The organism is Pseudoalteromonas maris, assembly GCF_049257235.1.
GTDB lineage: Bacteria > Pseudomonadota > Gammaproteobacteria > Enterobacterales > Alteromonadaceae > Pseudoalteromonas.
The window spans coordinates 295,527-309,277 of sequence record NZ_JBMMUF010000003.1; the positions used below are offsets into that span (position 1 = coordinate 295,527).

Below are 13,751 nucleotides of genomic sequence, written 5' to 3' on the forward strand. Positions count from 1 at the left end.
AATAAAAAGGATTGTTAGAGTACATGAGGCAATCATTACAGCTGCGCTTAGGCCAGCAATTAACAATGACTCCACAACTGCAGCAGGCCATTCGCCTGTTGCAACTCAGTACTTTGGATCTCCAGCAAGAAATTCAAGAAGCGCTAGACGCAAACCCTCTGCTTGAAGTCGAAGAGGAAAGTTATTCAGATAACAATGACAAGTCTGATAATGACCAAGACTCTCACAGCAATGGCGAAGACAAAAATGAGGTAGAAACTCAAACTTCAGACCAAATGGAGAGTTCTGATGCCATGAGCAGCGAGTCTATGGGCGATGACTTGCCCATGGATGTGTCGTGGGATGAATACATTAGCGCGGCCCCCGTGGCCTCTGCAGGCCCCATGCCTGATGACGAATCTGTGTATCAAGGTGAAACAACTGAAACCTTGCACGATTACTTGATGTGGCAACTCCAACTCACACCGTTTAGTCCAATTGATGAAGCCATTGCAACGGCTATCATTGAGGCCATCGACGATAACGGCTTACTGACGGTAACAACCGAAGACTTACTTGAAAGCCTTAATCACGAAGAGCAAGAAGAAGAGATTGAATTAGACGAAATTGAGGCGGTACTCAAACGTATTCAGTTATTTGATCCCGTGGGAATAGGCGCGCGCTCATTACAAGAATGCTTGTTGATCCAGCTCAATCAATTTTCACCTCAAACCCCTTGGCTTAGAGAAACGAAAGAGGTAATTTGTAATTACATTGATTTGCTAGGAAATCGCGACTATCGCACCTTGATGAAAAAGACTAAGCTTAAAGAAGCGCAGTTAAAAGAGGTGATGACACTGATACATAGTCTGAATCCAAAACCCGCCGCGACCATCGTTCGCGAAGAGTCGGAATACGTGATACCTGATGTGTCAGTGAAAAAAGTAAAGGGCCGCTGGGTGGTTGAATTGAACCCAGACAGCATGCCTAAAATACGCGTTAACGATCACTACGCTTCACTAGGGCGTAACTGTAAATCACAAAGTGACAGCCAATTTATTCGCTCTCACTTACAAGAGGCAAAATGGTTTATAAAGAGCCTGGAACAACGCAATGATACGCTACTCAAAGTAACTAATTGCATTGTTCAACAACAGCAGGCATTCTTTGAACATGGCGAAGAAGCGATGAAACCAATGGTCCTCAACGATGTGGCAGAAATGGTTGAAATGCACGAGTCAACAATCTCGCGCGTTACCACTCAGAAATACATGCACACACCTCGGGGAATATTTGAGCTTAAGTACTTCTTCTCCAGCCATGTGAATACTGAAAACGGAGGTGAATGCTCATCCACAGCGATAAGAGCATTGATCAAGAAGCTAGTAGCCGCTGAAAACCCAGCTAAGCCATTGAGCGATAGCAAAATTGCGGACATACTTGCAGAGCAAGGAATTAAAGTGGCTCGAAGAACGATTGCAAAATATCGTGAATCGTTAGCCATTCCACCGTCAAATCAGCGTAAAAGCTTGATATAGACGCAAGACAAGAAGGAAAATGCTTATGCAATTAAATCTTACCGGTCGTCATGTTGAAATCACAGACTCTCTTCGTAACTATGTAAATAGCAAATTTGCAAAACTTGAGCGTCATTTTGACCATATCAATAATGTGCATGTCATCCTTGATATTGAGAAACTCACACAAAAAGCAGAAGCAACTCTTCACGTAAATGGTGGCGAACTGTTCGCAACCGCGGAGCATCAAGATATGTATGCGGCGATCGATGGCCTTATCGACAAATTGGATCGTCAAGTAATCAAACATAAAGAGAAATTGTCTCGACACTAATATGAGCCTAGAACATATTTTCTCAAAGGACTGCAGCAAAGCTGCGGTCCTTTTTAATAGCAAAAAAAGAATGCTGGAGTACCTTGCTCAGGTTGCTCATCAACATGCGCCTCACTTGAGCGAGCAAACACTGCTCGATGCGTTTTTAACGCGTGAAAAATTAGGTAGCACCGGCATAGGCCGCGGCATTGCTATCCCTCATGGCCGTTTGGAAGGCCTTGATGAAATCATCGCTTTAGTCGTTACCAGCAAAGAAGCCATCAATTTTGATGCGATTGATAACCGCCCTGTAGATATTTTTGTCGCACTGCTCGTACCAGATAACCAATGTGACCAACATCTCAAGACCTTAGCGAAAATAGCTGATAAACTCAAAGATAAACAACTGTGTAAACAACTTAGAGCCGTCACAAGCGATCAAGAGTTGTTTGAGCTGATCATCACCTAATTCTACTGCGTATAAGTGTGATGATTATTACGCATATATGCTTAGTGAGGGGTTAGAAATGGACTTGATAATCGTCAGTGGCCGTTCGGGATCAGGCAAATCCGTAGCGTTACGAGTTTTGGAAGACTTGGGCTACTACTGTGTTGATAATATCCCTGTTAACTTACTCCCCTCTCTGGTGCGCAGCGTCTCTGATAGTTACGACAAAATAGCGGTCAGCATTGACGTACGTAACTTACCCAAAGAAGAACAAGAGTTTAGCGATATCCTTGGATACCTACCTGAGTTCTCAAAGCCATCATTATTTTACCTCGATAGCGATGAGCAAACACTCATAAAGCGGTTCTCTGAAACTCGCCGTTTACACCCTCTATCAATGCAAAATTTGCCACTGGATATCGCCATCAAGGAAGAGAAAAAGTTGCTCGATGTGCTTATCTCACACGCAAACTTCATCATTGATACCAGTGAGCTGAGTGTGCATCAATTAGCAGAGATGATCCGCGAAAAGGTTATGGGCAAAAAGGACAAACCCTTGCTTATTACCTTTGAATCATTTGGCTTTAAACACGGTATTCCAAAAAATGCTGACTATGTATTCGATGCGCGTTTCCTCCCTAACCCGCACTGGGAGCCTGATTTAAAACCGCTAACTGGCCTTGACCAACCCGTGAAAGATTACCTTTCTAGCGACAGCATAGTGCAAAAATTTACCTGGCAGATTCAAACATTTGTACAAACGTGGCTGCCTCATCTCGAGCGCAACAATCGTAGTTATTTGACCATAGCCATTGGCTGTACGGGAGGTCAGCATCGTTCAGTATACCTAGCTCAAACGCTCGGTGAGCGCTTCATGGATACCTACCCTAATGTCAAAATACGTCATCGCGAACAGGAAAAGTAACGGTGAAAGAAGGTACTTTCGTTATTCAAAACAAACTCGGCTTACATGCAAGAGCGGCATCACAACTTGCGCAGCTAGCCATGAGTTTTGATGCTAAAATAACTCTTTATCAAGGTGATAAAAGTGCTGAAGCAGACAGTGTGTTAGCCTTGTTGCTCCTAGAAAGCGGTCAAGGCAAAGAAGTGCATGTAGTATGTGAAGGAGAAGATGAAGACGCTGCACTTACCGCTGTAGGTATGTTAATTGCCGAAAAGTTCCACGAACAAGAATAGTACCTATTTACGTTTGGTATCTTAGCGCTAGTTAAGATACAATATTCAAGCGCTTATCAGCGCGTTTCTTCCAGTTTTATCATTAAGGGAAGCCTATGCCAGAAGCCTATGAACAAGAAAATCCGCTCCAACCACTTCAGGAAATCACTGAAGCCTTAAGCAGCGGTCAATTTGTTCATGTTCGCCGGCTTCTCGCGAAAACAGCTCCCAGTGATACCGCATTACTTTTAGAATCTTCGCCACACAAAACCCGTTTTAAGGTTTGGTCACTTGTAGACCCTGATGTTCAGGGTGATGTACTTGAAGAGCTCTCAGAAGACGTACGTTTAAGCATTATTGCTCGAATGGAGCCTGAGCACATTGCTGCTGCTACCGAAGACATGGATGACGATGACCTCGGTGAAGTACTTCGGAGCCTGCCTGAGCCCGTTTATAAAGATGTAATCGAGGCCATGGACATTCAAGACAGGGATCGTGCAACGACGGCCTTGTCATATCAAGAGCGCTCAGCGGGTGCATTGATGAACACCGATACGGTGACCATTCGTCCTGACGTGTCAATTGATGTGGTATTGCGATATCTGCGTTTACGAGGCGAGCTGCCAGAGGGTACCGATGAGCTTTATGTTGTTGATAAGGACAACTGCTTTTTAGGTTCTATGCCGCTATCGGCGCTACTGACGACCATGCCCGATGCAATCGTCCGTGATGTGATGGATGATGAGTGTGAGTCTATTCCCATCACCATGGACGAGTCTGAAGTTGCACAACTGTTCGAGCGTCATAACTGGATTTCAGCACCGGTAGTGGACGAACAAGCCCACCTACTTGGGCGTATCACCATCGATGACATCGTTGACGTTATTCGTGAAGGCGCCGAGCACAGCATGTTGAGTTTGGCAGGTCTAGATGATGAAGAGGATACCTTTGCTCCTGTAGTGAAAAGTACCAAGCGTCGCTCTGTTTGGTTAGGTGTAAACCTGCTTACTGCCATGCTCGCTGCGTTTGTTGCCAGCTTCTTTGAGAGCACCTTGGGTATTCTCCCTTTTCTTGCCGTATTGAATGGTATTGTGCCCTCAATGGGTGGTGTTGCGGGTTCGCAAACACTGACCCTTGTTATCCGTGGTCTTGCTTTGGGGCATATTAACGATACCAACCAGAAGTTCATTCTTACCAAAGAGCTCGCTATCGGTGCGCTTAACGGGGTGCTGTGGGCTGTTCTGATAGGCAGTGCCATCGCCTTGTGGAAATGGGACTTAACCATTGGTTTGGTGATCGCCTTCGCCATGTTCATGAACTTACTCGCTGCGGGTATTGCTGGTGCAGTAATACCTCTGATCCTCAAACGCATGAACATCGACCCTGCACTAGCAGGTAACGTAGTGCTGACCACAGTGACGGATATTGTGGGTATTTTTGCTTTCCTCGGCACCGCGACTTGGTTCTTAATTTGAGCTCAGAATTAAAATGAGCTCGGTCACTATCGAGCTCTTTATACTCTACTAAAGCTCATTATTTCTTAGCTCGGGTATATCGCTAAGATACTGCACAAACTCCACTTCAAACCCTGCAGGGTCTAAAAAGTATACGTTACGACGATATGGATTATCGGCACCTTGTTTAGCAATTTCAAAGCCTGCATCTTGAAGCCGCTCAATCACCGCATCTAAATTTTCTGTTACGTAAGCAAAGTGCGCCAAACCAGGCTGATGTCCGGCCAGATCACGGTTATCACCTTCACCATTATCGCTCAGCGCGATGTAATGATAGTCATCACCAAAGTGAAGCCAGTTTCTAGGTTTACCCGACCACTCACTGTGGCCTTTACTACGTACGTACCAATGAGGAAAAACCGCGCGGTAAAACGACAGAGTCTTTTCAATATCCGTAACAACTAAGTTCACATGCTCTAGATACATATATCTCTCCAAATTCAATGATTGATTATCAACTTAGAGAGACCTTAAAACCTCAACCTAAGTTGAGGTAAAGACTTTTCTAAATAAAAACGCCCAATAAAGGACGTTTTAACATCATTGTTATCGCAAGCTTTTAGTCTTACTGACCGGCAATTTGCATTTGCTCAATTAAAACCGAACCTGTGAGCACACCGCCACGGTGGTCCACATCACCACCAATCCCAGCGATGCCTTTAAACATATCCTTCAGGTTACCGGCAATGGTGATCTCACTGACAGGGTATTGAATCTCACCATTTTCTACCCAGAAGCCAGCTGCACCGCGAGAGTAATCACCTGTTACCGTATTCACCCCCTGACCCATTAGCTCGGTCACTAACAATCCTGTGCCCATTTGCTTTAATAACGCACTTAAGTTGTCATGTGTTTGCTGCACTAACCAATTATGAATACCACCGGCATGGCCTGTCGCTGTCATACCCATTTTGCGGGCGGCATAGCTCGCAAGTAGATAGGTTTTCAGCTCACCACCGTGAATAATTTCACGGTCAATAGTTTTCACCCCTTCCGAATCAAAAGGTGACGAGGCAAAGCCTTTGAGTAAATGCGGTCGCTCACTAATGTTAACGATATCACTGAACACTTGAGTATTAAGGCTATCCAGTAAGAAGCTAGATTTGCGATACAAAGCCCCACCACCGATGGCCGAAACAAGGTGCCCAAATAAAGAGCTGGCGATGTCAGCACGAAACACGACAGGGACTTTCATGGTTCCCAGTTTTTGACTATTAAGTCGCGCAATAGTCTCGCTCGCAGCTTCTAGGCCCACTTCTTTAGCCGCCTTTAACCCCTCTTTGTCACGAGAGATTGTATACGCTGAATCACGCTGCATTTGCTCGCCATCTTGACCAATAACCATAGTACTGATGCTGTGACGAGTGCGCGGGAAGCCAGCCAACATACCATGACTATTGCCGTATACGCGCAAACCTTCATGACTGCTAAAGCTTGCGCCATCTGAGTTAACGATGCGCTCGTCAAAATTAAGTGCTGCGTGCTCGGCCTCTTGGCATATCGCAATCCCATCTTCAGGACTGACTTGCCATGGGTGATACAAATCGAGATCCGGTGGTGTCATCTCAAGTAGCTCAGCATCGGCCAAACCATTGCAGGGGTCTTCTGAGGTATATTTAGCAATCTCAATCGCTTTTTCAACGACTGAGCGCAGCGCCTGCGGGCTTAAATCAGCAGTAGAAGCCGAGCCTTTTTTGTTGCCGACATAAATACTCACACCGAGGCCACCATCTTGGTTGAATTCAATGGTTTCAACTTCGCCCAAACGGGTGCTTACCGACAGTCCTGAGGTACTCGACATGGCTGCTTCGGCAGCCGTAGCGCCGAGCTTTTTGGCTTGCTCTAGCACTTCACTCACTGCTTCTTTTACTTCATCAATTTGTGTATAAATCGCAGCGGAGTCTTTGTCTTGCATAATTCTTTTCGCTCTTAAATCGTATGCTCTAAGCCTAACACAAAGCATCTCAGTAATTTAGTGATAACACGTCTTTAATCCATCCATGAACACACATGAACGAGATTATATAAACACTTACGCATACTAATTGGTATAATAGTGTCAAAGTGCATTATTCGAGACCAACATGGCTAAAAAACCACAACCTGAAGAAGAAATTATTTACGTATCTAAAAGTGAGCTCAAACGCGATGCCATGGAATTCCATGATCTTGGCGTAGAAATGGCGAACCTTTCTAAAAAGCAACGTGAGAAACTTCCTCTTAGTCCAGATTTGGTTGCAGCTATGGAGCTTGCCGATCGCCTTAAAGACAAAAAAGATGCTTATCGTCGTCACCTAAACTACATCGCTAAAACACTGCGTGGCACTGCGAATGTCGATGAAATTCATGATGCGATGGCGATTATCACTAATAAGAACAATCAAAAAGACGTACTCGTTAACAAAATTGAGCTCATTCGCGATGAGTTAATTGCCCAAGGCGATAGCCGTCTTAACCCGTTGCTGGAAGAATATCCAAATTTAGAACGCCAACGCATGCGTCAACTGATCCGCCAAGCCGCGAAAGAAGTTAAACAAGAGAAACCTGGAAAGTCTTTTAAAGAGCTGTTCCAAGTGCTCAAAGACCTCATGTTATAAGCGACCAAGCACAATCAAAAAAGGCAGCCTAGGCTGCCTTTTTGCTGTGTTATGCTGTCCCACCAACGGTGAGCTGGTCAATTTTTAATGATGGTTGGCCGACCCCTACAGGGACACTTTGACCATCTTTACCACACACGCCAACACCTTTATCAAGCTCTAGATCATTACCAACCATAGATATTTGCTTCATGACCTCTGGGCCATTACCAATTAAGGTCGCACCTTTAATCGGTGTGGTGATTTTACCATTTTCAATCAAATAGGCTTCTGAAGCAGAGAACACAAATTTACCAGAGGTAATATCCACCTGACCGCCGCCAAAGTTAGGCGCGTAAATCCCCTTGTCTACAGAGGCAATAATATCTTGCTGCGAGTGCTCACCTGCAAGCATATAGGTATTGGTCATCCGGGGCATAGGGAGATGCGCATAAGACTCGCGACGACCATTACCTGTTGGCGCAACACCCATTAGCTTAGCGTTGTGCTTATCTTGCATGTACCCTTTAAGAATGCCATTTTCTATAAGCACGTTATACCCAGCTGGTGTGCCTTCATCATCAATGTTTAACGACCCTCGGCGATTTGCCATGGTGCCATCATCCACTACGGTGCATAGTTCTGATGCCACTTGCTGACCCACTTTACCGCTAAAGGCAGAGGCTCCTTTGCGGTTAAAATCACCTTCTAGACCATGACCAACAGCTTCATGGAGCAACACCCCCGGCCAACCAGCGCCCAGTACTACTGGCATAGTACCTGCGGGAGCATCAACTGCTTCAAGGTTTACTTTTGCCATGCGCACTGCATCTTCTGCAAAATGCATCCAACGCGGCTTACCTTCAACCATTTCTTTGAAGTAGTTGAAATCAGTACGCGAACCACCGCCAGCTCCCCCGCGTTCACGGCGCTCCCCTTTAACAAGTAACACTGAACAATTGAGTCGCACCAATGGACGAATATCGGTCGCAAACGTACCGTCGCTGGCAGCCACTAACACTTCCTCATACACCGCTGACATTGAGCTCACTACCTGTTCAGCCTCTGGTGCGAGTTGACGAATATACTCTTCTACTTCACGCAGTAAGGCGACTTTATCCGCGTCTTTCATGCTCTGTATTGGCTGCATCGGCTCGAATTGACGTTTTACATCAGCTTCACTGAACACCTGAATCTTGCCATCTTGCCCCGCATCGGCAATGCTTCGTGCCGCCATTGCTGCATTGTTAATGGCTTCGAGGTTAATTGCATCCGAGTATGAGAAACCGGTTTTTTCGCCACTGATAGCGCGCACACCCACACCACGTTCGATGTTGTAGCTACCTTCTTTGACTAAGCCATCTTCAAGCACCCACGATTCGTTATAACTTGACTGGAAATACAAGTCTGCATAATCGACTTTGTGCTGATGCATGTAACTCAACGCCTTGGCTAGATCGTCTCTATCCAACTGGCTTTGGGTTAATAAATTCTGCTCAACTTGGCTCATAATTTTACTTTTCTCGCTTGGCGGTGAGCGTGCATAGGCATGCGCTCACGGCATTGATTTAATTCGTTCATGTCGACAGTGGCGCTGATCCAGCCTTCGCCAGAATGACATTCGCTGATGATCTCGCCCCACGGAGAAATAATCAGGCTATGACCATAAGTTTGCCTACCATTGTCATGGGCAATATCAGTGTCATTACGACCATATAAACCTGCAGCAACCACAAAGGCTTGGCTTTCAATTGCTCGGGCTCTAAGCAAGGTGTGCCAATGTGCTCGTCCCGTTGGTACAGTAAATGCGCTGGGCACAAGCAATACGTTGGCACCGAGTTCTACTTGAGCTCGGTACAACTCACTAAAGCGCATATCATAACACACACTCAGCCCTACCTTAGTACCAAGCACATCCGCGACCACTATGTGTTCGCCTGGTTGAGTGTGCTTTGACTCATGATAATTGCCCGTGTTGTCAGATACGGTGACATCAAAAAGGTGGATCTTGTTGTACTGAGCACACTCGCGCCCTTGAGCATCAAACAAAATAGAGGCAGCGTAGTATCTACCGGTGTCACTCATAACAGGAATCGTCCCTGCTGCGAGCCAGACTTGCTCTTTTTGACAAAGCAGTGACAATTGTTGCCGCCAATATTGATGCTGACGAGCCACTTCCAGAACCTGCTCTGAGCTTTTTGCAAAACATAACCAGCTTTCTGGCAGACTCACCAAACAGGGCCTGTGCGCTGGCAACGTATTGATGAACTCAGCAACGCGCTCAAAGTTATGTTTGGCATTACTGGTTGCACAAAATTGCAAAGCATGAATCATCACGATTGCGGCTGCTCCTGCTGCTGTTGTGGTTGTGAAGGCGCGGGCTCAGACGAGGGCTGACTTTGGGCAGCCTGCGGTAATGTCACTTCGCGGCTCTTTCTATCGAGTTCTATCACTTGTGGATCGCTCATAGACCCCGTTACTTTGAAATTAATTTCAGAGATCACCCGTGCTGAATGTATTACTTTATCAAGTGCTAGCGCTGCCAAACCGGTGACGGGATTCACCATCCACGCCACAATTACGGGCAAGCTTGAAGTGACTTGAGGTGCAACAGCCAAGTCATAGTTGATAGTCTGGGTATTCAAATCAGCATAACCTTTAATTGTTAAATCAGCAGGCACGCCATCCATTTTTGTATCTTGGGTGTATGCAATTCCTTGCTCGAGCTGTATTGAGCCTTCCATGGAATTATAGAAAAAGCCTTTGGCGAAAACATCGCGAAAGTCCAGTTTTAACTTACGTACCAGTGAATCCAAGCTCAATAACGAGAATACCCGCGCGCCGCCATCACTAATATCGCGTAAGTGGCCTTCACCCAGTTCCCATTTAACCTCACCACCGAGTGACGCGACGTTAAAGTCATAGGGAGCGCCTTGCCAAGTCAAATCAAAGTCCATCTTTGCTTTTGAATCTTGTACCGTAGAGGTGAGATCAAATTCATCGAATAATTGGCCGATGTCTTTACTATTGAACTGCCCTGATAGCAGCGTGGCACCATCTCGCCATATGCCATTGGCTCGCAACACATGCTCGTCTTTATCAACCAGTAACTCGCTAATATTGAGCTGTGTGTTATCACCTGCAAAGCGGATGAGCACCTTGTCTAATTGGTATTCGTTCAGTCGGCAATCTTGGCAGTCAAAACGCACACTGGGCAGACGAGCAAGCCAGCTTAAATCTTCAGCTTGTTGCTCTTTGACTGTCACAGTTTTGTTGTTTTGTGGTTCCTTGGTTTCGATATCGGTTTCAATATCGGTTTCAATATTGGCTTCGTCATTGGCTACTACAGCACGTAAATAGTCTGCTTTAACAAGGATCTCTCGCCCTACAGCAGACTCACCCACTGGAATATCTACGCGTGCTCTGAGCTCTTTGGCATTAAGCTTAAGATCCATCGCTCCAGGTACGGGTGTCAGTGTGAATTCAACATCAGTAAAGGGAACAGGGCCGACATTGGCTTGTTGCACACTACCAGAAACCTTGTTGAGCGGTGGCAGTATCGGCGCTTGCGTTGAAGGCTGACTTGCCAATGCGATGATGTCATCAATGACTGGTTGCCATGCAATAATGTCGGCATTTTGAAGCTGCACCGTGACATCAAAATCACGCTGATTAAGTCCTAAGTTTTTTTGGCCAACAATCAAATGGGCGTTACTCATTCTTTTGCTTTGGTTATCAAAAATACCATTAAAGAACAGCCCACTTTCGAGCTCAGCCATAATTAAGTTCGAAATATCATCGCCTTGCACAATGGCTTTTAGAGTGCGGGTATCTTCTGCATGCTTATTGTACGGCTCAGGCAACGTGCTGTTGATACCAACAAGATCACCTTGAACTGTTGCTTCATAATTGAATCCTTGCTCTGAGAATTTCAAAGCAATATTGGCATCGAGCGCGGTTTTACCCGTTAACTGCGCCTCAAGCAGCCCACCTAAATGCTTCGTTAATACTTCAGAGTCGAGCTCAAGGGCAACATCGATTGCGGTGTTATACACCCCATCTTGCTGCTGGCCTAATACGTCAACACTCACAGGCATACCTAGCCAAAGTGCACGAGCACCTGTAAGTTCAATACGGTCATTTTCAAAACTTAATTTACCCGTTAACTCGGTAATATCGATGCCCGGCTGAGCAATGTAAACCGGCGTGCCAGAGAAGGTCACATACCCTTTGGCTACGACCTCTGTATCTTTGAGGCCAATTTGCAGTTGAATTTGACCATCGAGCTGGCCTTTTGCTTGGATCACATCAAAGACAGTGGCTAATGGCTGGGCTAACGGCGTACCTGCAAAAAAGGGCTGCAATACTGTGGCGTCCACTTGTTCATTGATATCCACATACAACACATCAGCATTTTGCAGATCTTGTAAATAGACATGAACTTTGTTGCCAAGCTCCAGATTTAGCAGCTTGCCTTTGCGGCTATAAATGTCCATGCGCTGATTATCAAAGCTCAGGGTTACGCCTGCTTCTTGTAGCGCCGGCCAGTCGGGGGCAAATGCAAATTCAACGTCATCAACCTGTGCTTGAACCAAAAATCGACCTTGTTGCTGAGCAAACGGAAACTCGCTAATTGGACCTTGCAACAGCACTTGAGCAAACCGCATATCCCCTTGTTTGATTGCGCCATTGAGATAATTAATGAGGTTGTCATGCATATACGGCTTGGGGAAATAATCACCGGCACTTTTCGCGCTGCCACCGGTAATTTCTGCGTACAGATCAAATTTAGGCTGAGCATCAAGGTGCAGCGCAAACTCACTGACCAAATCAAGATCTTGGTTAGTCAGTTGCACGTTTTCACTTTCTATTGACCAATAATCGCCACGGTTATAAAAATCGATGTCGGCGATAAAATTTTGATAGGCCAGTGGTGTCGAGAACGTGTCCCCCGTGAGCAAGTGGTTATCCACTCCGGATATCTGTAACACCCCTTTTTGGCTGGTTATATTTGCTTTGGCACTTAGCTCTTGCGCTCCAGGAATACCATGAAAACCAGACCAACCAAGGTGTTCAGCTTCAAACCACACGCGCCATTGTTCACCACTTTGCCAATGAAAATACCCTTCATTAATAAAACCTTGTGGCTCAATAGAGACAATATTGTGCAGCATGTCAGATTTGGCTAAACGCGCAAACGTCGATACGACTGAGATATCAAGATCTTGCACCCAAATACGTTGTTCATTACTAAACAATGCATCAAAAATAATAGGCGACCACTGGTATTGCTCATCACTGAGCTGCAAGCCAGACGTTCGTACTCGCCAACCTTTCGCTTGGGGGTGCATGCGCACCATGCCTTGCTGCAATTCAAGATATTCTGGCTGGTCATTGTTACGCCAAGAAAGCTGGCTAGGTTGCATCGCGACTTGGATATCAGTAAGGCGTCCGCCGGCAATGTGCAACCATGACTCAAGGTTAAGATCCGATTGTAACTGACTCAACTCATCGCGCATGTACTCCTGTAGCCAACCGGAGATATCCAACCCTTGCGCCTGTAAATACAAATCACCGTATACCGTAGGCAAGGTCTCACCGCTGAGTTTCAAGCGAGCTTCAAGGGTGTTTTTTTCAATACCAGGCAAGCTTACCTGTCCTTGCGCGAAGTGCCCTTCAACGCGGTTCTCCCACACTAAGTTTTCTAGCAAAATGCGATGTTCGCGATCATCAACACTGATGATTCGCAGGCGGCTATCTTCTATTGCGAAATGTCCTGAGTTACCAAGGAACAAATTTTCAATTAAGGCTTGTTGCTGTGAGCCACCGTCTTGTGTGTCATTGGCGAAGAGCTGTCGGGCATCGACTTGGGCATCGAACCCCTCGAGGACAAAATAGTTGGAGCTGAGCTGGCGGCTGAGCAGTGACTGCCACAAATTAACATGCAGACGAGTTTGCTTTATGGTGACGCTGATAGGTGCATTTTCGTTATCAGCAAAGCTAATATCGTTAATGACTAAGGCAGGGCCATTCCCCTGCCAATTGGCGCTGAGCGAGCCGATGGAGATATCAACATTAAATTGCTCTGCTAAAAACTGTTCTAATTCGAGGCGGTGATCATTTGCATACGGTAGGCTGTACTTCAGCAAAGAGACAAGTATTGCTAACAGCACTAGGGTAATAGCGCTGATTTGCCATACTTTTCTCATGCAAAAGAAGCATACCGAT

Annotated in this window: 12 protein-coding genes; 7 read left to right on the forward strand and 5 right to left on the reverse strand. The window is 45.9% G+C overall.

Annotated features, from left to right (window positions below):
• Positions 1–23: 23 nt before the first annotated feature.
• The 6 genes from AAEU32_RS06360 (at position 24) to mgtE (ending at position 4,908) form a co-directional block, all read left to right on the forward strand.
• Positions 24–1,517 carry an RNA polymerase factor sigma-54 gene (locus tag AAEU32_RS06360; RefSeq protein ID WP_421969687.1) on the forward strand — a complete coding sequence of 498 codons (1,494 nt, stop codon included), beginning with the start codon at positions 24–26 and terminating at the stop codon, positions 1,515–1,517.
• A gap of 25 nt (positions 1,518–1,542) precedes the next feature.
• Complete coding sequence (gene hpf, locus AAEU32_RS06365) at positions 1,543–1,830, forward strand: ribosome hibernation promoting factor (protein WP_022945550.1); 288 nt, start codon at positions 1,543–1,545, stop codon at positions 1,828–1,830.
• Between the two features lies 1 nt (position 1,831).
• The gene (ptsN, locus tag AAEU32_RS06370) at positions 1,832–2,278 is read left to right on the forward strand and encodes a PTS IIA-like nitrogen regulatory protein PtsN (protein ID WP_421969688.1); all 447 of its coding nucleotides are present in this window, start codon (positions 1,832–1,834) and stop codon (positions 2,276–2,278) included.
• A 58-nt stretch (positions 2,279–2,336) separates the two neighbouring features.
• Positions 2,337–3,182 carry an RNase adapter RapZ gene (gene rapZ / locus AAEU32_RS06375; RefSeq protein WP_421969689.1) on the forward strand — a complete coding sequence of 282 codons (846 nt, stop codon included), beginning with the start codon at positions 2,337–2,339 and terminating at the stop codon, positions 3,180–3,182.
• 2 nt (positions 3,183–3,184) lie between these two features.
• Complete coding sequence (locus AAEU32_RS06380) at positions 3,185–3,454, forward strand: HPr family phosphocarrier protein (protein ID WP_421969690.1); 270 nt, start codon at positions 3,185–3,187, stop codon at positions 3,452–3,454.
• A 95-nt stretch (positions 3,455–3,549) separates the two neighbouring features.
• Positions 3,550–4,908, forward strand: a complete 1,359-nt coding sequence (gene mgtE / locus AAEU32_RS06385) for a magnesium transporter (protein ID WP_421969691.1) — start codon at positions 3,550–3,552, stop codon at positions 4,906–4,908.
• A 48-nt stretch (positions 4,909–4,956) separates the two neighbouring features.
• Here mgtE and AAEU32_RS06390 read toward each other — a convergent pair whose 3' ends face one another.
• Positions 4,957–5,373, reverse strand: coding sequence for a VOC family protein (locus tag AAEU32_RS06390; protein ID WP_421969692.1), 417 nt, complete (start codon positions 5,371–5,373; stop codon positions 4,957–4,959).
• 139 nt (positions 5,374–5,512) lie between these two features.
• Entirely contained in the window at positions 5,513–6,862 is a 1,350-nt protein-coding gene (gene pmbA, locus AAEU32_RS06395) for a metalloprotease PmbA (RefSeq protein WP_421969693.1), read from the reverse strand.
• Positions 6,863–7,031: 169 nt separating this feature from the next.
• On the opposite strand from pmbA, the gene yjgA reads away from it, so the two are divergent.
• Positions 7,032–7,544: a ribosome biogenesis factor YjgA gene (gene yjgA, locus AAEU32_RS06400; RefSeq protein WP_421969694.1), complete on the forward strand. Its 513-nt coding sequence runs from the start codon at positions 7,032–7,034 to the stop codon at positions 7,542–7,544.
• Between the two features lie 49 nt (positions 7,545–7,593).
• Here the strand turns inward: yjgA and tldD are convergent, their stop codons facing one another.
• Genes tldD through AAEU32_RS06415 form a run of 3 tightly spaced genes read right to left on the reverse strand, consistent with a single transcriptional unit; the run spans position 7,594 to position 13,732 of the window.
• Entirely contained in the window at positions 7,594–9,033 is a 1,440-nt protein-coding gene (gene tldD / locus AAEU32_RS06405) for a metalloprotease TldD (protein ID WP_421969695.1), read from the reverse strand.
• Positions 9,030–9,857 (reverse strand): carbon-nitrogen hydrolase family protein, encoded by an 828-nt coding sequence (locus AAEU32_RS06410; RefSeq protein WP_421969800.1) that lies wholly within the window; start codon positions 9,855–9,857, stop codon positions 9,030–9,032. Before AAEU32_RS06410 ends, tldD begins: the two co-directional genes overlap by 4 nt.
• Entirely contained in the window at positions 9,857–13,732 is a 3,876-nt protein-coding gene (locus AAEU32_RS06415; RefSeq protein ID WP_421969696.1) for a YhdP family protein, read from the reverse strand. Before AAEU32_RS06415 ends, AAEU32_RS06410 begins: the two co-directional genes overlap by 1 nt.
• Positions 13,733–13,751 lie beyond the last annotated feature (19 nt).

Coding starts and splice junctions, on each gene's coding strand:
- AAEU32_RS06360 (WP_421969687.1), top strand. CDS start 24: ATGAGGCAATCATTACAGCTGCGCTTAGGCCAGCAATTAACAATGACT.
- hpf (WP_022945550.1), top strand. CDS start 1,543: ATGCAATTAAATCTTACCGGTCGTCATGTTGAAATCACAGACTCTCTT.
- ptsN (WP_421969688.1), top strand. CDS start 1,832: ATGAGCCTAGAACATATTTTCTCAAAGGACTGCAGCAAAGCTGCGGTC.
- rapZ (WP_421969689.1), top strand. CDS start 2,337: ATGGACTTGATAATCGTCAGTGGCCGTTCGGGATCAGGCAAATCCGTA.
- mgtE (WP_421969691.1), top strand. CDS start 3,550: ATGCCAGAAGCCTATGAACAAGAAAATCCGCTCCAACCACTTCAGGAA.
- AAEU32_RS06390 (WP_421969692.1), bottom strand. CDS start 5,373: ATGTATCTAGAGCATGTGAACTTAGTTGTTACGGATATTGAAAAGACT.
- pmbA (WP_421969693.1), bottom strand. CDS start 6,862: ATGCAAGACAAAGACTCCGCTGCGATTTATACACAAATTGATGAAGTA.
- yjgA (WP_421969694.1), top strand. CDS start 7,032: ATGGCTAAAAAACCACAACCTGAAGAAGAAATTATTTACGTATCTAAA.
- tldD (WP_421969695.1), bottom strand. CDS start 9,033: ATGAGCCAAGTTGAGCAGAATTTATTAACCCAAAGCCAGTTGGATAGA.
- AAEU32_RS06410 (WP_421969800.1), bottom strand. CDS start 9,857: ATGATTCATGCTTTGCAATTTTGTGCAACCAGTAATGCCAAACATAAC.
- AAEU32_RS06415 (WP_421969696.1), bottom strand. CDS start 13,732: ATGAGAAAAGTATGGCAAATCAGCGCTATTACCCTAGTGCTGTTAGCA.